We start from the raw sequence: 20,855 nt of genomic DNA, 5'->3' as shown, positions 1-20,855 counted from the left end.
CGCGCCGGGGGGGGCCGGGGCCCGGCCGGGCGCGCGGGGCCGGGGCGGGGCCCGGGCCTGACGCGGACGGCGGGACCGCCGCGCGCCGGCGCGCGGCGGTCCCGCCGTCCGTCCCGCCCCGGCACCCGCACGCGCCCCGCCGGAGTCGTACGTCCTGCCCCGGCACCCGCACGCGCCCCGCCGGATGGGGCCCGGCGGGGCGCGTGCGGAGGGGGTGGGGGCGGGTGGTCCGGGTCAGGCGTCGGCCAGCGCGTCCTGCTCGGTCGAGATGACGATGCGCTCGGACGCCGTATGGGCCGTGCGTTCGGCGCCCCGGCCGTCCGGCCCGGTGGCGATCACGAAGCCGGAGCGCTCCCAGGAACTGCGGATCGGTTCGACGTGCGAGCCCACGTCCACGGCGACGGCGACGTCGCGCACGCCCGCCGTGGACCGGGCCTCGTCGATCCCGCTGACGGACGTGACGCGCCCGGGCGGGACGCCCAGGAACCGGATGGCGGCGCCTTGCGGCCGCCGGGGCACCGCAGCGGGCTCCTCCCCGGCCGCGACACGGAACCAGTTGCGCAGCAGGTCCCAGCCGTAGGCGAGTTCGATGAGCCGGTGGATCTGGTCGCCGGGCAGCCGCGCGGCGCACTCCACCAGGTGCGGCACCCCGTCCTCGGTGATCCACTCGCCGTGCATGACGCCGGTGCGGAATCCGGACGCGCGGGCCAGGGCCAGCATGCTGGCGCGCAGTGATTCGTGTACGCCGCCTTCGGGCGGAGCCGGGACGACGTGTCCCATCTCCACCGGGTGGACCCCGCCGAGCAGACGCTTGGCGGTCACGTTGCAGAACAGCGCGGTACCGTCGCGCAGCAGCAGCTCGACGCTGAACTCCTCGCCCAGGAGCCGTCGTTCGGCCAGGCAGGGGCCGGGCCCCCCGTTCAGGCGCATGGTCCCGCCGATGGCGTTGCGCGCGGTGGTGTGCCGCCAGGCCGCCGCCACGTCCGCGCCGGGTTCGAGGACCAGGACGCCTTCGCTGGACTGGAGGGTGGCGGGCTTGAGGACGAACCCGTCGGGGCATCCGGCGGCGAATTCCGTCGCCTCGGCCGCGTCGGACACCTCTCTCCAGGCGGGCTGGGGGATGCCCGCCTCGTCGGCGAGCCGCCGCTGACGGCGCTTGTCGCGGAAGGTCCGGGCGGCCTCGGTGCCGGGGCCGGGCAGACCCCAGGCGTCGGCGAGGACCGCTGCGGCCACGACGCCGTAGTCGTTGCCGGGCAGCACGGCGCGTACACCGGGCGGCGGGGGGACGAGGGCGGGCAGCCGGTCCGCGTCGGTCTGGACCGGGGCGGGCAGGACGTCGGCGAAGCAGGCGATCTCGCCGGTGCGGTCACGGGCGCCCCGCACGGCGAGGACTTCCGGTTCGTCCACGACGAGGACGCTGTCCGGCGCCAGGAAGCCGTCGAGGACGCGCAGCAGGTCCGCGCTGTATCCCACCAGGACGTATGCGGGCATGATCGGTCCCTCTCAGATCTCTCCGGGGCGGAGTTCGCCGTGCTGGACGCCGCAGCCCAGAGCCGCCTGCATGAGCAGGACCGCTTCGAGTCGGTTGCGCACGCACAGCTTGGTCAGGGCATGGGAGACGTGGCTCTTGATGGTGGCCGGGGAGACGACGAGGCAGTCGGACACCTCGCCGGTCGACATCCCCTCCGCGAGCAGGGTCAGCACCTCCCGTTCCCGTCGGGTCAGGCAGCGCAGCCGGACCGCGAGATCGCGGCCGGCGTCCGCGGGCTGCATGGCCACGCAGAGTCCGACGAGGTCGGGCGAGAGCACGATGTGCCCGGTCGCGGCGGCGGCCGCGGCCTGCGGCAGGTGGGACAGCGCCCAGTCCTTGCTCAGGCAGCCCGAGGTTCCCGAGGCCAGGGCGGCGTCCAGCCGGTGCTTGGACCAGTCGACACCCACCAGGAGGGTCCTGCCGCCGCGGCGGTTGACGTCCTGGGCCTTGAGGACGTGGTTCTCCAGCGGTCCGGAGACCAGGATCGTCAGGTCCGCCCGGTGCAGCGGCCACTCCGCGGGCGGGCGGCGGCTGTCACCGGTGGCGACCAGGCTGACCTGGTCGTCCGCGTGCAGGGTGCCGCCGAAGACCTGGCGGGAGACCGGGTCCCCGTCGACCAGGAGGACGCGGGGCGGTTCGGCGGAGGGCGGGGCGGCCGGCGCGAACACCTGCGCCGGTGCGGGCGCCGTGGCAGGTCCGACGGTGGCGGGCCCGGTGGTGGCGGGTCCTCCCTTGGTGGCCGCTCCGGCCGCTCCGGCCGGTCCCACGGGGCCGGCCCCTTTCACGACGGGTCCGGCCGGGCGCGGGGGGAGGCGGGGAGGGCGGTCGAGGAGCGCGGCGGCGGGGAGCACCGCGCCCCGCGCGCTCGCACCGGTCTCGCGCTGCGGGTGGCTCGTGATACGGGTCATCGCGGCACCTCCGCGGTCAGGGCGAGACGACGCCGGGAAGCTTAGGAAAGGCGGTGGTCTGCCACACGTAGTCGGCACCCACCAGGTAGCGGGTGAAGCGCTGGACACCGAGCCCGAAGCCCGCGCTCGGCGGTATGCCGTTCCTCACCTCGTCCAGGTACCAGCCGTACTTGGCGGGGTTTTCCCCCGTCTCGCGCATCCTGGTGATCAGACGCCGGTAGTCCGACTCGCGTTCGCCGCCGCTGATGACCTCGCCGTATCCCTCCGGCATGAGGAGGTCGAACGTCCGCAGCACGCCCGGCCGTTGACTGTCCTCGCGCTCCAGGAAGACGCGCGAGCCCTTGGGATAGTCGGTCAGGAACACGGGGCGGGCGCTGCCCTCGGAGAGGATGCGCTCGCCTTCCCAGTCGATCTCGGCCGCCGCGCTCTGGGCATGGCCGCCGTCGACGAGGCGGGTGACGGCGTCCGTGTGGGCGAGCCGTTCGAACGGGGCCGCGAGCATCGCCCGCAGCGCGTCCACGTCGCGCCCCAGGTCGCGCAGCGCCGGTTCGCACTCGGCGACGACCGCTCGGGTGGCGGTGGCGATCAGCTCCTCGGCCAGGTCCATCACCTGTTCGCGGCTGGTGTGCGCCATCTCGATGTCCAGCTGATGGAACTCCGCGAGATGGCGCTGGGTGGAGCAGGTCTCCAGCGGCTCCATCCGTACGTTCGGAGCGACGTAGAAGATCTTGTCGTAGGCGAGCAGGGCCGCCTGCTTGTAGACGAAGGCGCTCGTCATGAGTTTGTAGCGGTGGCCGTAGAAGTCGACGTCGACCTGTTTCGCGCCACGAATTCCGGGGTCGGTGACCGGGCCGATGACGGGAGGGAGGAGTTCCACGAATCCGGCTTCGTACAGGAATTCCCGGGCATGTCGCAGAAATAAGTTCTGCAGGCGGAGAATCCGGCGGGTGCTGTCGGAGCTGAGGTGTGCTCGCGGCCCGGGTGGGAGGTGCGTGCCGACCACGACTGCGGGTGCTGACATTCTTCGTGCTCCCTCGTTCTCTAAAGGGTCGGGGAAGAACTTCGCCTGATCCACGCTAGAGGAGGGAAGTGGCCGGTCCGGAATTTTCCGGCGGAATATAACCGGAACTCCGCCGGCCGGACGACCGGCTCGCGGGCACGTGCGCGCGCCCTGCGGACATGCCGCTCAGGAGCGGGGTCCCCGCAGGGCGCGCGGGAGCGTCACGGCCGGGCGCCGGCGCATCGCCGGGGCGCGTCCGTGACCTCAGCGGGTGCGACGTTCCAGGTAGGCGGTGCCGCCGTCGACGGCGGCCAACCGCCAGCCGTCGCGGGCCACGTCGTTGAGAACGCCGGTGGCACCGGGGCCGGGCCCCTCGGGGAGCGGCACGGCCCTGTACTCGTACGCGCAGGTGTGCGCGGGGCGCCGCGCATCCGGTGCACCGGCAGGTTCCGCGTCCCGGTCGTCCCCGTCCGTGCCGGTTCCGGAAGCGGCCGCCCGGGCCGTCCCGTCGAGGGCTCCCGGATCGGTGTCGGGGCGCGGTCCCCTGGCGGAGGCAGGGGAGGCGAGCGGGATCGATCCCTGACCGAGCGAGGAACCGGACAACCGTGATCCCTGTTCAGGGAATCCGTGAGCGTCGTGAAAGAACTCCACCGGGTCGGCGGGCCGTCCGAAGTCCGGCGGACGGACGCCGTCCGGACTTCCGTGCGGGCCTTCGCGCTCCTCTTCCACGGCGAGTTTCAGCAACCGGTGCCGAGTGGACCCGTCGATGCGCAGAGCGTCGGCCAGCAGCTGGACGGTCTCTTTGCGCGGATGGCGCACATGACCCTTCTCCAGGTTTCTTATCGCGCGGGAACTGATGGTGGAGAGGTCGGCCAGCTGCTGCTGGGTGATGCCGGAACGCAGTCTGGTGCGCATCAGCATTTCGGCGAACTGAGGATTCTCCATGAGCTCACTCCGACATCGGACATCTCGTGGACCGTACTCCCCCGGATCCGGTACGCGGCCTCCGGTGTCGCCGCGCTCGGCGCGTCCGGCGACGTCGCTTCCCACCATAGGAAGCGTCCTGCCGGGCCTCCACGTCACGACCGTCGGACGCCTACGCTTCGCGACAACCTTCAGGCAACCGACGTCCCCGCCGCGTATGCACAGGTGGGACACCACTCCCCACCCGCGAAGCCGCTCCGGCTGACCGAACAGGCAAAGAGGATCTCCGAACGGCCCGCCCGGACCACCCGCCCGACCGGCCCGGGCCGCCGCACCCTGTCTGACCTGCGGGGAGGGGTGACCCAGCGGTACGGCACCGACGACGGGCACCGAACGGCGCCCGCTCACCAACGTAAAACCTGCCAATTGGCCGATTCTCTGTGCCGGTTGGTCATGCGTTGGGTGCGGGTGCCGAGCAGCGCCCCTTCAGCCGCCTCCGACTCGGTCTCCTCGTCGCCGTTGTTCGGGTCGGTGTCGGCGGGTCGTCCGGAGCAGCCGAGGAGCGCAGGGCCGTTTCGAGGGTCCGGGGGGCCGGGGCCCTCACCGGTCGCCGTGCTGGCGGCGGATTCGGGAGGCGACCTCGTTCTCCTCCGTCTCCCACCAGGGGCGGATCCGATCGGCGGCGGGGGCGGCGGGGGCGGAGGTGGCGGCGGGCTCCGACGCGGTCGGGGCGGGGACGGCCGCTGCCAGTTGCTGCTCGTCCAGGCGGCGGTCCAGGGCCGCCGTCTGGACCCGTTCCGCCCGCGCCCACTGGAACAGGATCGTCAGCAGGAACGGCAGCGCGACCAGCTCGGCGATGCTCAGCATGGCGCCGCCGCCGATCTGCTGGTCGTGCAGGACGTCGGGGGCCCAGGACGGATGGTGGTGGAGGTACCACGCGCCCGCGATCAGCGTGCCGTGGGTCATCACGACGACCCCGGGGATCGCGTCGATCACGCCGTCCAGGAAGACCAGGCCCGCCCGCACCGGGTGGCTGCACCACGCCGGCAGCGTCTCCTCACGGGTCAGCACCGGTACGACGAAGAGACAGCCCGCGGCCAGCAGGTGCAGGTACATCAGCTCGTGCAGCCAGCCCACGCGCAGCGCGGTCGCGAAGTACGGCGTGAAGTAGACCGTCAGCTCGGTGGCGAGCACCAGCGCCGTGCTGACCAGGGGGAAGGTCAGCAGGCGGAGCACGCGGCCGGTCATCGCCCGGCGGACCCGGGCCGCCGCTCCCGCCGGCAGCGCCTCCACCGCGAGCCGGAGCGGGTCGCCCAGGGCGAGGCCGAGCGGGGCCACCAGGTCGAGCAGGATGTTCTGCACGGCCGCGGGCCAGAACAGCACGTGGTCGTAGACGGCGAGGCTCGACATCGTCGCCACGACCAGCGCGCCCAGACCGAGGAACGCGAAGGCGGCGGTCCGGGCGGGGGACCAGACCCCGCCCCGGCCGCGCACCCGCAGCACGCCCCAGCCGTACAGCCCGCCCAGGGCCACGACCAGCAGGAGCGCGGGCACGTCCAGCTGCCACGACGTCAGCAGCCGGCCGGCGGTCAGCTCGGCCATCCGGCTCACGGTTCCACGCTCCTTCGCTCCGGGACGAAACGGGTCAGGTCAGGCCACGCCCACTGCGCGACGCTATACCTGGGCCGCCCGGAGCCGGCACCTGGGTGCGTGCTCGGCCGGCACGATCACCGGAACGGGTTGCCGGACCGGCGTCCGCCTCACAGTCGTGCGGCGCACAACAGCTCTGCACCGCGTCACAGTTCCGCGCCTCGTCACAGTTCTGTGCCGGGCCGAGGTGATTCTTGTTCCCTTTCGTTCGGTCGTACCTATGGTGATCAACACGGCCTGGAGATCTGACCTTCTCCGCCGCCCCGGGGCCGCACCGGCACCCCGGGGACGCACATCCGGGGACACGGGGAACACAGGGACACGGGGGTCTTTCTCACCATGGGGGAACGTTTCGTCATGCCTCGGCGACTGTCGGCGCGGCCCGTCGCCGCCCTGCTCGCCGCCGTCGGGATCGCCGCAGGGGTGGTGGTCGGCGCGCCGGGGCTGGAGACGGTGGTGGGGTGCGGGACCTCGGGGGACCTGTATCCGTCACAGACCGCGAAGGACTGGGTGTCGTACGCCGATCACGTCGTCGTCGCCAGCCCGACCGCGGAGCGGGAGACGAACCGGCGGACCTACGCCAAGGGGGCCGTTGCGTCCGCGACGGACCGGCTGGTGAGCTTCCGGACCGACGGCAGGCTGTGGTCGCGCGGCGCGCCCCGGAACGCCCTCGGCGCCGCCTTCGACATGATCGCCCCCGGCTGGGAGGTCTACCGGTCCAGCGGTGCCCGGGTGGCCGACACGCCCACCGACGCGCCCCGTCTCCAGGTCGGCCACACCTATCTGCTCGCCCTGCGCTGGCACGAGGGCGGCTGGGCCGTCCTCGGCGAGGGCGCGGCGGTGCCCTTCGACGACCGCACCGCCGACCGGGGCGAGTGGTGCGGGCGGGTGCTGAGCGAGGAGGACGTCGCCGAGGGCGAGCGCTTCTCCCGGCAGGACGACCACAGCCTGGAGAAGGCGCTGCTGGGGCGGGGCGAGCAGGCCGCCAGGGACACCCTGAACCGCGCGGCCCAGGGCTGAACCACGCGGCCCAGGGCTGAACCACGCGGCCCAGGGCTGAACCACGCGGCCAACGGCTGAACCGCGCGGCCCGCGGCTGAACCGCGCGGCCGACGGCTGAACCGCGCGGCCCGCGGCTGAATCCCGCGCGCGGCGGCCCGACGGCGTTCCGCGGGCCGCGCCCCGGCCGGCCCTCCCGTGCGCAGGCACCCACATCTCCCCCACCGAAATGGCATGGACTGTTCACACCGGCTCCACTTTTGACGGGCTGGAGCGCAAGGAACCGGCCATTGACTCTGCGGCGCGGCACCCGGATTCGGAGCCGCTTGGGGAGAACCGTTTCCGTATAGGGGGGCACAGTGGTGTCCGCGCTCGAGGGTTCCGCCGGGGCGGAATCCGAAAGACCCGTGCCCAGGCGGCTGTCCGCCGCCCGAGGGCTCGGGGACCGGATGTTCCGGGTCCAGTTGACGGCCGCCGGCGTCGTCGTCCTCGCCATCATGGCCGCGGTGGGGCTGTTCCTGCTGCTCCGCGCCGGGCAGGCGCTGCGGACCCGGGGGGTCTGGGCCTTCCTCAGCACCGCCCAGTGGCAACCGGACGTGCACCGGTTCGGCATCGCGGCCGTGCTCACCGGCACCCTGCTGATCGCCGCCGTCGCCGTCACGATCAGCGTTCCGCTGGCCATCGGGACGGCCCTGTTCATCTCGGACGTCGCACCCCGCCCGCTGCGCCGCACGCTCGTCTCCCTGGTCGACCTGATGGCCGCGGTACCGTCCGTGGTCTACGGCCTGTGGGGGCTGTTCTTCCTCCAGAGCCATGTGATCGGGTTGTCCAGGTGGTTGTCGGACTGGCTCGGGTGGATCCCGTTCCTGCACGTCGACGGCGCCCGGCCCGGCGAACCGCTGGCCTCCGAGAGCGTCTACACGGCATCCACGTTCGTCGCCGGGATCGTCGTCGCGCTGATGGTCGCCCCCATCCAGTGCTCGGTGATGCGCGAGGTCTTCGCGCAGGCGCCGGCCGGTGAACGGGAGGGCGCCTACGCGCTCGGCGCCACCCGCTGGGGCATGATCCGCGCGGTCGTGCTGCCGTACGGGATGGGCGGGATCATCGGCGGCACCATGCTGGGCCTGGGCCGCGCGCTCGGCGAGACCATCGCGGTCTACCTGATCATCTCGCCGGTCTTCACCATCCAGCCGCACATCCTGCAGACCGGTTCGAACTCCGTCTCCTCCCTCATCGCCCTGCACTACGGCGATGCCTCCACGTTCGGCATGTCGGCGCTGATGGCCGCGGGCCTCGCGCTGTTCCTGCTCACCCTGGCGGTCAACTTCACCGCCTCCTCGATCGTGGCCCGGTCACGGTCCGGCGCACAGAGCGAGGCGTGACGATGGCCGTCGTAGACCTTGAGAAGGGCGTTCCCCAGGACGCCCCGCGGAGCGCTCCCGGGAAGGCCGTCGAGGGCCCTCGCGCGGACACCGCCACCGGCACCGCGGCCACCGCGTCCGACGCGCCTCCCGACGTCCCGCGCCGGATCGGCGGGCTGACCCGCTCCGGTGTGCTGTCCCTGCTCGGCGCCGCCGCCTCCGGGCTGTGCGTCGCCGTCCTGCTCTTCGGTGAACTCGCCCCCTTCTCCGGGGCGTTGGGCTTCTTCGTCACCGCCTACCTGTCCTTCCTCGGTGTCTACGCGGTGCTGACCGGCCTCGAGGAGGACGGCCAGGCGGTACGGGACCGGGTGATGACCGTCGTCCTGTGGACGGCGGGCGGGCTGATGTTCTGCGCGCTCGTCCTGGTCGTCGGCTTCACCGCGTGGCGTGGCCGCGAGGCCCTGCCGCACGGCAACTTCTTCACCCAGGACATGCAGGCGGCGGGCCCCCTCGACCCGCTGAGCCACGGCGGTGTCGCACACGCCATGCTCGGCACGCTCATCATGATCAGCATCGCGCTGGCGATCACCGTGCCGCTGGGCCTGGCCTGCGCGGTGTACCTGAACCAGATCCCGGGCCGCTTCTCCCGGTTCGTCCGCACGATCGTCGAGGCGATGACCGCGCTGCCGTCGATCGTGGCCGGTCTGATGGTGTACGCGGTCTGGATCCTCGGCCTCGGCATGCAGAAGTCGGGGCTGGCGGCGGGCTTCGCGATCAGCGTGATGATGCTGCCGATCGTGATCCGCGCGGCGGACGTGGTGCTGCGGCTGGTCCCCGGCACGCTCACCGAGGCCTCCGAGGCGCTCGGCGCACCGCGCTGGCGGACGGTCTGGCACGTGGTCCTGCCCACCGCCCGCTCCGGCCTCGCGACCGCCGTCATCCTCGGTACGGCCCGGGGGATCGGCGAGACCTCCCCGGTCCTGCTCACCGCGGGCTTCACGGCGGCGCTCAACGCCGACCCGACGAACGGCCCGATGGTCTCCCTGCCGCTGGCCGTCTTCAACTTCGTCAAGTCCCCCGAACCGACCATGATCGCACGCGGCTTCGGCTCGGCGGCGGTCCTGATGGCCCTGGTCCTGATCCTCTTCGCGATCGCCCGCGTGATCGGCGGCCGCGGCCCCGGCCACCAGAACAAGCGCCAGGCACGGCGGGCGGCGAGAGCGTCCCGCCGGGACGCCCAGAGGTTCACCGAACTCCACACCCCGGGGCTGGAGCTGTTCGAGACCGGTCCTTCCGCGATCGACGACGAGACCGACCCACCCAGGGGCGCGGGGCTGCATCCATCAGCGGCTCCGCCGCGATGGGGGTCCCCCCGCTCGAGCGAAGCCGAGAGTGGGGGAGCGCCCGGCCCCGACGCACCCGCAGCCGCCGACAGCGAGCAGTCCCCCGAACACAACGCACCCGCAGCCGCCGACGGCGGTCCCGCCCCACAGGGGCCACCCGCACCTGACAACGAAACCCGCACGGGTGGTGCGGGCGGGAACACAGACCCTGCCACAGGAGACGCGCACTGATGTCCAGCCTTGTCAGCAACGCCCTGAGACGGCTGGGCATCCTGGCCGCACTCATCACCGTCCTCAGCACCGCCACCCCCGCCTCGGCCGACAGCTACACCCCCATCGCCGGCGCCGGCTCCACCTGGGCCGAGAACGCCGTCGACGAGTGGCGGCGTGCCGTCAACCAGTACGGCATGCGCATCAGCTACGCCGGCACCGGCTCCTCCGACGGCCGTCGCCAGTTCCTCTCCGGCACCGTCGACTTCGCCGTCTCCGACATCCCGTTCCAGACGAACCCCACCGACGGCAGCGCCGCCGAACGCCCCGCGGCCGGCTCCTACGCCTACATGCCGATCGTGGCCGGCGGCACGGTGTTCATGTACCACCTCACCGTCAACGGGCAGCGGGTCACCAACCTCCGCCTCTCCGGCGACGTGGTCACGAAGATCTTCACCGGGGCCGTCACGTTCTGGGACGACCCGGTGATCAAGGCGGACAACCCGGGGCTCCAGCTCCCGCACCGCACGATCGTCCCGGTGGTCCGCTCCGACGGCTCCGGCTCCACCGCCCAGTTCACGATGTGGATGGCGAACCAGCACCGGGCGCTGTGGAACGCCTACTGCGCCAAGGTCGGCCGCTCGGGAGCGTGCGGGCAGACGTCGTATTACCCCACCGTCTCCGGCATGATCGCCCAGTCCGGTGACCTCGGTGTCGCCGGTTACGTCGCCCAGAACTACGGCGAGGGTGCGATCGGGTACGTCAACTACTCGTACGCCATCAACGCCCGGTACCCCGTCGCGAAGGTCCTGAACCACGCGGGCTACTACACCGAGCCGACGCCGTCGAACGTGGCGGTCTCGTTGCTCAAGGCGAAGATCAACACCAACAGGAACTCGGCTGACTACCTCACCCAGCAGCTCGACGGCGTCTACAACGACACCGACCGCCGCAACTACCCGCTGTCCAGTTACTCGTACATGATCCTGCCGCTGAAGGTGCAGGGCACCTTCACGAAGGACAAGGGGAAGACACTCGGCGCCTTCTCCTATTACTTCATGTGCCAGGGCCAGCAACAGGCTCCGAAACTCGGCTACTCGCCCCTGCCGATCAACCTCGTCCAGGCCGGGTTCGACCAGATCCGCCGGATCCCGGGCGTGCAGACGCAGAACATCAACATCAAGAACTGCAACAACCCGACCTTCACCACGACCGGCCAGAACAGGCTGGCCCAGACCGCGCCCTACCCCGCGGCGTGTGACAAGAAGGGCGCCGCGCCCTGCACCACGGGCACCGGCGGCGCCAAGGCCGGCTCCAGCGACAACGGCGGCGGCACCTCCGGCGGCAGCGGCTCCGGCGGCGCGACCGGCACCGGAGCCGGTTCGGGTTCCGGTGCCGGCGGCTCCTCGGCCGGCGGAGCCGGCGCTCAGCCCTCGGTCGACCCCGACACCGGTCAGACCGTCTCCCCGGACGGCAGCACCACAGCCGGCGGCACCGGCTCCGGCGGCGGTACGGCCGCCGGCGGCACCGTCGCGCTGGCCCAGCCGGTCGCGGTGGCCACCGGACACGGCTGGACCGGCACCCAGACGCTGATGCTGCTGGCCGCGGTCCTGGTCCTCGGCCTCCTCCTGCTGCCCTCGCTGGTCTCCCGGCTGGTGGGCGGCAAGGCCGACGGCAAGGGCGACGGCCCCTCGGGCGCCGGGAGCGGACGATGAGACGACGCGTCAGGAACGCCCTCGTCCGGCTCCTCGCCGGCGCCACCGTCGGCGCTCTCGCCGGTCTCGCCGTGGCCCAGGCGGCCCCGTCCGCCACCGCGGCGAGCGGCACCGGATCCGCCGTGACGGTGTCCGGACGCGGTGAGTTCAAGGACATGAAGTTCACGGTGAGCCAGACCACGCACCTCACCAGCCAGGCCATCTCGGTGAGCTGGACCGGCGGCGCCCCGACCACCTTCGCGGGCTCGCAGTTCGACACCGGCTTCGTGCAGATCATGCAGTGCTGGGGCGACGACGACGGCACGGTGCCCGCCAACCCCGGCCCGTCGCGGACCCAGTGCCAGTTCGGCGCCTCACCCACCACGGACCGCGGCGGCTGGCCGGGCAACGGCCAGGACGACACCCGGCAGGTCTTCTACAGCGCCGACCCGACCGACTACGGCCAGGACGACCGGTACGGCGCCGCCAACCCGAACGCCCCCGGCGAGGTCCCCTTCAAGTCGGTGGACGGCACCACCATCACCAGGAACACCCAGAACAACCCGCTCTTCAACCACAACACCACCAACGAGGTCGACTTCGCCCGCACCAGCGCCGACGGCAGCGGCCAGGAGTACTTCGAGGTCCAGACCGCCAACGAGGCCCCGCACCTCGGCTGCGGCGTGCCCGTCACCACCGACGGCGTCACCAGGCCCCGCCCCTGCTGGCTGGTGATCGTCCCGCAGGGCAGCCTGGACCTGGACGGCAAGCCGTACACGGACCAGAGCCACGTCAACGCGGGCTCCCCGGTCTCCTCGACCAACTGGAAGAACCGCGTAGCCGTCAGGCTGGACTTCAACAGCGTCGGCACCAACTGCGCCCTCGGCGCCGACGAACGCCCCACCACCGGCAGCGAGCTGGTGGCCGACGCGATGACCAGCTGGCAGGCCACCCTGTGCACGCAGGGCAAGGTCTACAGCTACACCGAGTACGGCGAGCCCAACACCCGGGCCCGGCTGATCTCGGACGGCTCCAGCGGTCTCGCCTTCACCACCCGCAAACTCGGCGCCGACCCGGGAACCTCCGCGCCACCGGGCACGACGACCTACGCGCCGGTCGCGTTGAGCGGGGCCGTCATCGGGTTCACGATCGAACGCAGACCCAGGTCCACGGCGCCGGCGAGCGTCCAGAAGCTCGCGGGTACCAAGGTCGGGTCGATCAGGCTCAACCCCCGGCTGCTCGCCAAACTGCTCACCGAGTCGTACCGCAACTCCACCTGGGGTTCGGTGCTCGACAGCGGGGCGGCCAAGGGATACGGCTGGGCGAAGAACAACCCGGCGGGTCTCGCCACCGACCCCGAGTTCATCGCGCTCAACCCCGAGTTCGCCCATCTCTCGGTCGCCGAGACCCCGGCCACCGACACCGATCTGATGACCTCGCTGGGCCACACCGACACCGCCCGCGCGCTCTGGCAGTACGTCGCCGCCGACAAGGCCGCACGGCAGTTCCTCGCCGGGGTCCCCGACGACGACGGGATGCGGGTCAACCCGTACTACAGCACCAACGCGGACCTGAATCCGTCCGGCGCCGCCTTCGACCCGTCGAACACCGACGAGTACCCGAAGAACGACCCCTGGTGCACGGTCCCGCCCGGCTCGGGCGCGCCCGAGGACAAGACGCAGTGCATGACCGACTTCCACCCCTACGTGGACGACATGCACGCCGGTGCCCTGCACACCCGGCGCGCGGACACGCTCTGGAAGTCCAGCTGGGACCAGTTGGCCAGCCCGCCGGCGTACAAGAGCGTCGGTCCGCAGACGGTCGGCTCGCGGTTCGTGATCACGGTGACGGACGCGGCCTCCGCCGCCCGGTACGGGTTGCAGACCGCCGAGTTGCAGAACAGCGCGGGCGAGTTCGTCGCCCCGACGACGGCGAGCCTGACCGCGGCCGCCGCGACCGCCTCCGGCTCCGGCTCCGGCGTCGCCGAGATCACCCCGGCGCACGCGACCGCGAAGGGCGCCTACCCGCTGGCCCAGCTGGTCTACGCGGCGGTGCGCCCCGGCGCGGTGTCCAAGGCCGCCCGCGAGGACTACGCCGCCCTGCTGCACTACGCCGCGGCCACCGGCCAGACCTCCGGCTCCGACCCGGGCCGGCTGCCCCTCGGCTACGCCCCGCTCTCCCAAAAGCTGCGCGCCGAGGCCGGCAAGGCGGCGAACGCGCTGCTCCACTACACCGGACCGGCCTCGGGCGGCACCGGCTCGGCCGACGGCGGTGGTACCGGCACCTCCGGCGGCGGGTCGCCCGGCTCCGCCGGGGTCGCTGGGGGCGCAGGCGCGGCCGGCGGCTCGGGCACCGGAACCGGACCCGCCGGCGCCGGCACCAGTGCCTCGCCCAGCGCGTCGGCGTCGTTCGACGGCGGCAAGGCGCTGCAGACGACGGCGGCGGGCAACACCCCGGCCGACCCGGCCAACCCGCTGCGGTACGCCGTTCCGGCGGGGGCCGTGCTCGGGGCGGTCGCGGGGGCCGGGGCGCCCTTCGCGGGCGGCCGCCGGCTGTCGATCAGCTCCGCTCGTGCGGCAGTGCGTCGGCTGCGGGTTCGTCGTGGCCGGTCGCGCCCACGCGGCGGAGCCGCACCTCGATGACGCCCCGCGCCCCTGAAGGGCGCCACACCTCGGGGCGTTGAAAGCCCCACGGAGCCAAGTGCTCCCCACAGACGGCCGCCCGCCCCGAAAGGCAGTCGGGGCGGACGGCCCGTACCACCCTGCCAGATCCCTCTGGCGACACCCCAGCTAGCACTTGTCAGGAGACTCTCGATGCGCAGAATGCGCTCCTCGGCGGCGTTCGTCGCCGCGGCCGTGGTGGCCGGCGGTCTGGCCCTCGCCACCCCGGCGCTCGCCGACCCCACCCCCGCCGGCACCTTCCGCCAGCTGGTCGGCGTGGGCTCGGACACCACCCAGGACGTGCTCAACGCCCTGGCCGGCGACACCGTCAACGGCACCGGCTACGCAGCGACCGCCGTGAAGTCGGCGAACGGCGCCGGTATCGCCTCGTACGACGCGATCGAGCCCGGCACGGGCTCCACCACGTCCACCATCGTCACCCGCTCGGGCGGTACGGCGTTCACCCGCCCGAACGGCTCCGGCAACGGCCAGAAGGCGCTGTCCGCGTCGCTGACCGGCGACAAGTTCCCGGCCAACGGCGGTACCTCCATCAAGGGCCAGGTCGACTTCGCCCGCTCCTCCGGTGGCCCGTCCACCTCCGGATCGGCGCTCACCTACATCCCGATGGCCCGGGACGCGATCGGCGTCGCGGTCAGGGGCTCGGCGCTGGACTCGCTGACCAAGCAGCAGCTGTTCGAGATCTACTCCGGCTCGCTCACCGAGCTGAACGGCCAGACCCTGCACCCGAAGATCCCGCAGGACGGCTCGGGCACCCGCAAGTTCTTCCTCGCCGCGATCGGCATGTCCACCACACCGCTCGGGGCGAACGTCAAGGTCGTCCAGGAGAACCAGGCGAACGCCGCCCTCACCGAGGACGGCGCGCTCGTCCCGTTCTCCGTCGGCTCCTGGATCGCCCAGAACAACGGCGTCTCCCCCGACTACAGCAAGGCCGCGGCCGCCGCCGGCGGTCACCTGGCCTCCATCACGCTGCCCAACGACTCCGGTGCCACCAGCCCGGTCACCACGGTCAACGGCAAGCTGGCCCCGGTCCAGGCCTACTACGAGAACTCGACCTTCGGCCGTGACGTCTACAACGTCGTCCCGAGCCGTGCGATCGACCCGATCAGCGTCTTCTTCGACAAGGACCTGTACGACGTCTTCGTCACCAGCGGCAGCCACACCGCCGAGCTGGCGTCGGACAGCGCAGAGAAGGTCATCTCGGCCTTCGGCTTCGTCAACGAGCCGTACAACGGCTCCGTCAACCTTCAGGCCAAGCACGCCCTGCCGGGTGGCCTGGAGGGCCTCTCCTCCGCCAACACGGTGCCGGCCGCGCCCGCCCTGAAGGCCACCGTGGACGACGCCGGCCTGAAGCTGTCCTGGACCGCCCCGGCCGCCACCCCGCTGCCGCTGACCGACTACCGGGTGACGCTGACCGACGCGGACGGCGCGGTCGTCGCCGCCAAGGACGTCGTGGCCACCACCACGTCGTACTCCTTCACCGGTCTCGCCACCGGCACCTACACCGCCACGGTCACCGGCTACAACATCGTCGGCGGCGGCGCGGACGCCACCTGGACGGGTGCGGTCAAGTACGCCAGCACGACGACCGCGACCGCCGCCCCCACCGCCTACGGCACGACCCCGAAGGTCGCCGTCACCGTCGCCGGCTCGCACGGCGTGAAGCCGACCGGCAAGGTCACCGTGAAGGAGGGCTCCACGACCCTCGGCACCGGCACCCTCGACGCGTCCGGCAAGGTCACCATCGGCCTGTCGAACCACCTCAAGGTCGCCACGCACGCGCTGTCGGTGTCCTACGCGGGCAGCGCCGGCCTGAACGCGTCCTCGACGACCGCCTTCCTGAAGATCACCAAGGCCACGGCGTCGGTCGCCACCTCCGCCCCGGCCTCGGTGAGCCACACCGCCAAGGCCAAGGTCACCGTCAAGGTCACCGCCACCGGCACCACCCCGACCGGCACCGTCCGGATCTACGAGGGCTCCAAGGTCATCGCGACCGGCACCCTGAGCGGCGGCAAGGTCACCGTCACGCTGCCGAAGCTGGCCAAGGGCAAGCACACCCTGCACGCCTTCTACGCCGGTTCCGCGACCGTGAACTCGAAGTCCGGCGCCAACTTCACCATCAAGTCCACCTGACCGGTTGACGGGCCCGCCGGGAGCCTCGTACGGCTCCCGGCGGCCCGCACGCACCTCTGAAGGAGGCGGGCCGCCGTGACGGTCGCCGTACCGACACCGAAAGCTCTGGCTCCGGCCGTGCCCCGCAGGCCCGTCGCCGGCCTCACCTACGTCCGCCACCTCTCGCGCGGCGGACTGCTCAGCCTCGCCGCCCTGCTGCTCGGCGTCACCGCCCAGCTGCTGGTCTTCAGCGGCGCCCAGGAACACTCCGCGCAGCACGCCGACTTCGACCGGCTGCGCGAGCAACTCGCCCTCGGTACCGCGCCGGTGGCGCAGACCGGCCAGGACGGCAAGCTGCTGGCGCCGGGCACGCCGGTCGCGCTCGTCGAGATACCGAAGCTGGGTCTGAGCCAGGTGGTCCTGGAGGGCACCGACTCGTCCGTCACGACCGACGGCCCGGGCCACCGCCGGGACACCCCGATGCCCGGCCAGGCCGGCACCAGCGTGCTGATGGGACGGGCGGCGGCGTACGGCGGCCCGTTCGGCGGGCTGTCCCGGCTCGCCCCCGGGGACCCGTTCACCGTCACCACCGGCCAGGGCAGGGCGAAGTTCCAGGTCATCGACGTACGACGGGCCGGGGACCCGGCGCCCACGGCGCTCGCCGCCGGGAAGAGCCGGATCGTCCTCGTCACCGCGACGGGCCCGAAGTTCATGCCCTCGGGTGTCCTGCGCGTCGACGCGGACCTGGTCTCCGCGCCGTTCCAGACCCCGCCGGCCGTGATCCGGGCCGGCACCCTGCCCGGCTCCGAGGAGCCGCTGGCCCGGCCCTCCGGGGTGCCGTGGCCGCTGGTGATGTGGCTGCAGGCGCTGCTGCTCGCCGCGGTCGCCGCCGTCTGGACGTGGCACCGCTGGGGCCGCCACCAGACCTGGATCGTCTTCGCCCCGGTCGTCGCGGTGCTCGGCCTCCAGGTCGCGACGCGGACCACCGAACTGCTGCCGAACCTGTTGTGACCGAGGTGAGTGAAGTGACTGAACTGACTCAAGCGACCGAAACGAACGAAGCGACCGAAGCGACCGAAGCGACCGGCAGGGCCGCCCCGTCCGACGCGACCGACACCGTCGTCCTGCCCGCCCCCGCGGTCGACGGCCCCGCCCCCGCCACCCTCGAAGCCCGGGCCGTCTCCGCCTGGTTCGGCTCGCACCAGGTGCTCAGCCAGGTGTCGCTGACCATGCCCTCCGGCGAGGTCACCGCGCTGATCGGCCCGTCCGGCTGCGGCAAGTCGACGTTCCTGCGCACCCTGAACCGGATGCACGAGCTGATCCCCTCGGCCCAGTTCGGCGGCGAGGTGCTCTTCGAGGGCGAGGACATCTACGACCCGTCCTGGCGGCTGACCGACGCCCGCCGCAGGATCGGCATGGTCTTCCAGAAGCCGAACCCGTTCCCGGCGATGTCGATCTACGACAACGTGGTGGCGGGCCTGCGGCTGACCGGCACCAAGGCGAACCGCCGGGAGAAGGACGTGCTGGTCGAGGAGTCCCTGACCCGCGCCGGCCTGTGGAAGGAGGTCCGTGACCGGCTCCGCCGGCCCGGCGGCGCCCTGTCCGGCGGCCAGCAGCAGCGCCTGTGCATCGCGCGGGCCCTGGCGGTCCGCCCCCGGGTCCTCCTCATGGACGAACCCTGCTCGGCGCTGGACCCCACCTCCACCCGTCGCGTCGAGGAGACCATCCAGGACCTGGCCGGTCAGGTGACGATCGTCATCGTGACCCACAACATGCAGCAGGCGGCCCGCGTCTCCCAGCAGTGCGCGTTCTTCCTGGCGGAGCAGGGCACCCCCGGTGGCATCGTCGAGCACGGCGACACGGAGGCCGTCTTCAACTCCCCGCAGGACCAGCGCACGGCGGACTACGTGGCGGGCCGCTTCGGCTGAGCCGCGGTGCCGGCCGGTCCGCCGTACCGTCACCCCGCCGCACCCCGGCGCATCACCCGTGCGGGGCACGCCGGTCCCGGCGGGCACCGGCCGGACGGCCGGGCGATGTCCTCGATGTCCTGGCTGATACGGATACGCACGTCCGGAGGCGCCGCGGACCCTACGTATTGTAGGTTCCCCATCGGTCACGGCGGCCCGTCAGTTCATCGGGGGTACTCATGCACGGCTCGGACACGCAGGAGGCGCGGCGCGCGCTCACCCCCACGGTCGCGGTGCTGGTGGCGAGCCTGCTGGTCGCGGCGGTGGGGGTGTACGAGCTGTCCGGCTTCGGTCTGCACAGCCTCGACCGGCGCCCGCACCTGTTCAGCGACGGGCTGGCGACGGGCGGGGTGATCGTGGCGGCGGTGGCGGCCGGGGCGGCCATCGGCAACCTGGCGTGGATGCTGGCGGCCCGGCGGCGGGCGGAACGGGAGCACCGGTAAGGGTCACTCCGTCGTTTCACACCGTTTTCCCTACCGACGCAAATCGTTCCCCTGTCTCCCACAGCTAACCTACAGAATGTAGGGTCAACCCTCCGTCATCCCGTTCCCCGTCCCCAAGGCGATCGGTCACCATGCCCCCACAGTCGTCGGCACTGATCCCCGAGCGCGCGTCCACCGCCCGCCGTGCACCCGCCCCCGAGCCCGGCGGCGCACTGAGCAGGCGAGCCGCCGACTTCACCGTCTGGTACCTGCGCGTGATCGCCGTGCTGAACATAGCGGCGGTGCTGTCGCTGCCGTTCCGCCAGGAGGTCGACGAGCACAACAACGGCCGCATCACCCTGCACCTGCACCGGCAGCACGCGCACCACTCCGGGCAGTTCTTCACACCGTACCTGGCGACCGCGGGCCTGGTCTCCGCCGCCCTCGCCATCTTCTTCGTCCTGGTGATGCGCCGCCGCAAGCGCGCGGCCTGGGTGGTCAACCTCGTGCTGTCCACCCCCCTCTTCGCGCTCTACGTCCTCGCGCTCACCCAGCCCGAGTACCGCGCCCACGTCTTCAACTGGGTCTCCGCCGCCGTCACCGGCCTCTTCGTGGCCGCGCTGCTGGTCGGCCGCCGGGAGTTCATCGCGGTCGGCGACCCGTCCAACCCGAAGACGGCCGCGGCGGTGGCCGCGGGCGGCGTCCTGGTCACCGGCGGCCTGGGCACCCTCCTCGTGCACGCGACGAACAAGCTCCCCGGCGCCACCCTGCCCGACGAGATCGCGTACACCCTGCTCCGGGGCGTCAGCGTCGGCCCGCTCGCCGACCACGTGACGGCGGTCCACGCCCCCCGCTGGACCGACATCATCATCAACATCCTGCTCGCGGTCGCCTTCTGCCTGGTCCTGTACGCCGGCTTCCGCTCGCCGCGCGGGCGCCGGCTGCTCAGCGCGGAGGACGAGGAGCGGCTGCGCGACCTGCTGGACAAGCAGGGCGCCCGTGACTCCCTCGGCTACTTCGCGCTGCGCCGCGACAAGGCGGCGATCTTCTCCCCGACCGGCAAGGCCGCGGTCACCTACCGCGTCGTCGGCGGTGTCAGCCTCGCCTCCGGCGATCCGATCGGTGACCCGGAGGCCTGGCCGGGCGCGATCGACGCGTGGCTGACGGAGGCCCGCCGGCACGCGTGGACGCCCGCCGTCATGGGCGCGAGCGAGGAGGCGGGCACCGTCTACGCCCGGCACGGCCTGGACGCCCTCGAACTGGGTGACGAGGCGATCGTCGACATCGCCGACTTCACGCTCGAAGGCCGCGCGATGCGGGTGGTCCGGCAGGCCCACAACCGGGTCCGCCGGGCCGGCTACACGGTCCGCATCCGCCGCCACGAGGACATCCCCGCGGACGAGCTGGCGCTGCTCATCGAGCGGGCCGACCACTGGCGCGACGGCGCCACCGAACGCGGCTTCTCCATGGCCCTCGGCCGCCTCGGCGACCCGGCGGACGGCCGCTGCGTGATGCTGGAGTGCCGGGACGCGAACGACACCCCCCGCGCCCTCCTCAGCTTCGTGCCCTGGGGCGAGCACGGCCTCTCCCTCGACCTGATGCGCCGCGACCGCGACTCCGAGAACGGCCTGATGGAGTTCATGGTCGTCGAACTGCTCCTGCGCGCGTCCGAGTTGAAGGTCGAACGGGTCTCCCTGAACTTCGCGATGTTCCGCTCGGTCTTCGAACGCGGCTCCCGCCTCGGCGCGGGCCCGGTCCTGCGCCTGTGGCACGCCATCCTCACGTTCTTCTCCCGCTGGTGGCAGATCGAGTCCCTCTACCGGGCGAACGCCAAGTACCGCCCGGTCTGGGAGCCCCGCTACCTCCTCTTCGCCCGCAGCAGCGACATCCCCCGCATCGGCCTGGCGAGCGCCCGCGCGGAGGGCTTCCTCACGGTTCCGTGGGGGTCCTGAGACCCGCGGGGCACGGAACCGGCGGCTGAAGGCCCGATCGCGGATCACCCCGGGCCCTCGGCCATGGCCCGGCGGAAGGCCGGGCGCCCTCGGCCATGGCCCGG

At 72.5% G+C, this 20,855-nt stretch carries 15 protein-coding genes; 10 read left to right on the top strand and 5 right to left on the bottom strand.

All coding sequences use genetic code 11. The features are described 5' to 3' along the window. Positions 1-234 precede the first annotated feature (234 nt). From AB0958_RS40085 to AB0958_RS40065, 5 genes are all read right to left on the bottom strand, one after another. Entirely contained in the window at positions 235-1,491 is a 1,257-nt protein-coding gene (locus AB0958_RS40085) for an ATP-grasp domain-containing protein (protein ID WP_366895411.1), read from the bottom strand. Between the two features lie 12 nt (positions 1,492-1,503). Beyond that, the gene (locus AB0958_RS40080; RefSeq protein WP_366895410.1) at positions 1,504-2,439 is read right to left on the bottom strand and encodes a LuxR C-terminal-related transcriptional regulator; all 936 of its coding nucleotides are present in this window, start codon (positions 2,437-2,439) and stop codon (positions 1,504-1,506) included. Between the two features lie 16 nt (positions 2,440-2,455). Further along, positions 2,456-3,460 (bottom strand): asparagine synthetase A, encoded by a 1,005-nt coding sequence (locus tag AB0958_RS40075; RefSeq protein WP_366895409.1) that lies wholly within the window; start codon positions 3,458-3,460, stop codon positions 2,456-2,458. A 243-nt stretch (positions 3,461-3,703) separates the two neighbouring features. After that, positions 3,704-4,384, bottom strand: a complete 681-nt coding sequence (locus tag AB0958_RS40070) for a helix-turn-helix domain-containing protein (RefSeq protein ID WP_366895408.1) — start codon at positions 4,382-4,384, stop codon at positions 3,704-3,706. A 579-nt stretch (positions 4,385-4,963) separates the two neighbouring features. Further along, positions 4,964-5,965 carry a cytochrome c oxidase assembly protein gene (locus AB0958_RS40065; protein WP_366895413.1) on the bottom strand — a complete coding sequence of 334 codons (1,002 nt, stop codon included), beginning with the start codon at positions 5,963-5,965 and terminating at the stop codon, positions 4,964-4,966. Positions 5,966-6,370: 405 nt separating this feature from the next. Between AB0958_RS40065 and AB0958_RS40060 the strand changes: the two genes are divergently transcribed. The 10 genes from AB0958_RS40060 to AB0958_RS40015 all read left to right on the top strand — a co-directional run bounded on the left by AB0958_RS40060 (position 6,371) and on the right by AB0958_RS40015 (position 20,751). Then, complete coding sequence (locus tag AB0958_RS40060; RefSeq protein WP_366895406.1) at positions 6,371-7,033, top strand: hypothetical protein; 663 nt, start codon at positions 6,371-6,373, stop codon at positions 7,031-7,033. 386 nt (positions 7,034-7,419) lie between these two features. Further along, positions 7,420-8,394, top strand: a complete 975-nt coding sequence (gene pstC, locus AB0958_RS40055; RefSeq protein WP_366895405.1) for a phosphate ABC transporter permease subunit PstC — start codon at positions 7,420-7,422, stop codon at positions 8,392-8,394. Between the two features lie 2 nt (positions 8,395-8,396). Beyond that, entirely contained in the window at positions 8,397-9,947 is a 1,551-nt protein-coding gene (pstA, locus tag AB0958_RS40050) for a phosphate ABC transporter permease PstA (RefSeq protein ID WP_366895404.1), read from the top strand. Then, positions 9,947-11,641: a phosphate ABC transporter substrate-binding protein PstS gene (locus AB0958_RS40045; protein WP_366895403.1), complete on the top strand. Its 1,695-nt coding sequence runs from the start codon at positions 9,947-9,949 to the stop codon at positions 11,639-11,641. The genes pstA and AB0958_RS40045 overlap by 1 nt, the downstream gene beginning before the upstream one ends. Beyond that, a complete protein-coding gene (locus AB0958_RS40040) occupies positions 11,638-14,262 on the top strand; it encodes a hypothetical protein (protein WP_366895402.1) in 2,625 nt (874 codons plus the stop codon). The genes AB0958_RS40045 and AB0958_RS40040 overlap by 4 nt, the downstream gene beginning before the upstream one ends. Before the next feature lie 171 nt (positions 14,263-14,433). After that, positions 14,434-16,431, top strand: a complete 1,998-nt coding sequence (locus AB0958_RS40035) for an Ig-like domain repeat protein (RefSeq protein WP_366895401.1) — start codon at positions 14,434-14,436, stop codon at positions 16,429-16,431. Between the two features lie 75 nt (positions 16,432-16,506). Then, positions 16,507-17,421, top strand: coding sequence for a sortase (locus AB0958_RS40030; RefSeq protein WP_366895400.1), 915 nt, complete (start codon positions 16,507-16,509; stop codon positions 17,419-17,421). A gap of 113 nt (positions 17,422-17,534) precedes the next feature. Beyond that, the gene (gene pstB, locus AB0958_RS40025; protein ID WP_366895412.1) at positions 17,535-18,338 is read left to right on the top strand and encodes a phosphate ABC transporter ATP-binding protein PstB; all 804 of its coding nucleotides are present in this window, start codon (positions 17,535-17,537) and stop codon (positions 18,336-18,338) included. 218 nt (positions 18,339-18,556) lie between these two features. Continuing rightward, positions 18,557-18,820: a hypothetical protein gene (locus AB0958_RS40020; RefSeq protein WP_366895399.1), complete on the top strand. Its 264-nt coding sequence runs from the start codon at positions 18,557-18,559 to the stop codon at positions 18,818-18,820. Positions 18,821-18,951: 131 nt separating this feature from the next. Beyond that, positions 18,952-20,751, top strand: coding sequence for a phosphatidylglycerol lysyltransferase domain-containing protein (locus AB0958_RS40015; RefSeq protein WP_366895398.1), 1,800 nt, complete (start codon positions 18,952-18,954; stop codon positions 20,749-20,751). Positions 20,752-20,855: the final 104 nt, after the last annotated feature.

The sequence above is a fragment of the Streptomyces sp. NPDC006655 genome (assembly GCF_040703965.1).
In the GTDB taxonomy this organism is placed as follows: Bacteria; Actinomycetota; Actinomycetes; order Streptomycetales; family Streptomycetaceae; genus Streptomyces.
Note: the sequence above shows the minus strand (reverse complement) of the source record. Positions and strands in the feature narration are given on the sequence as shown.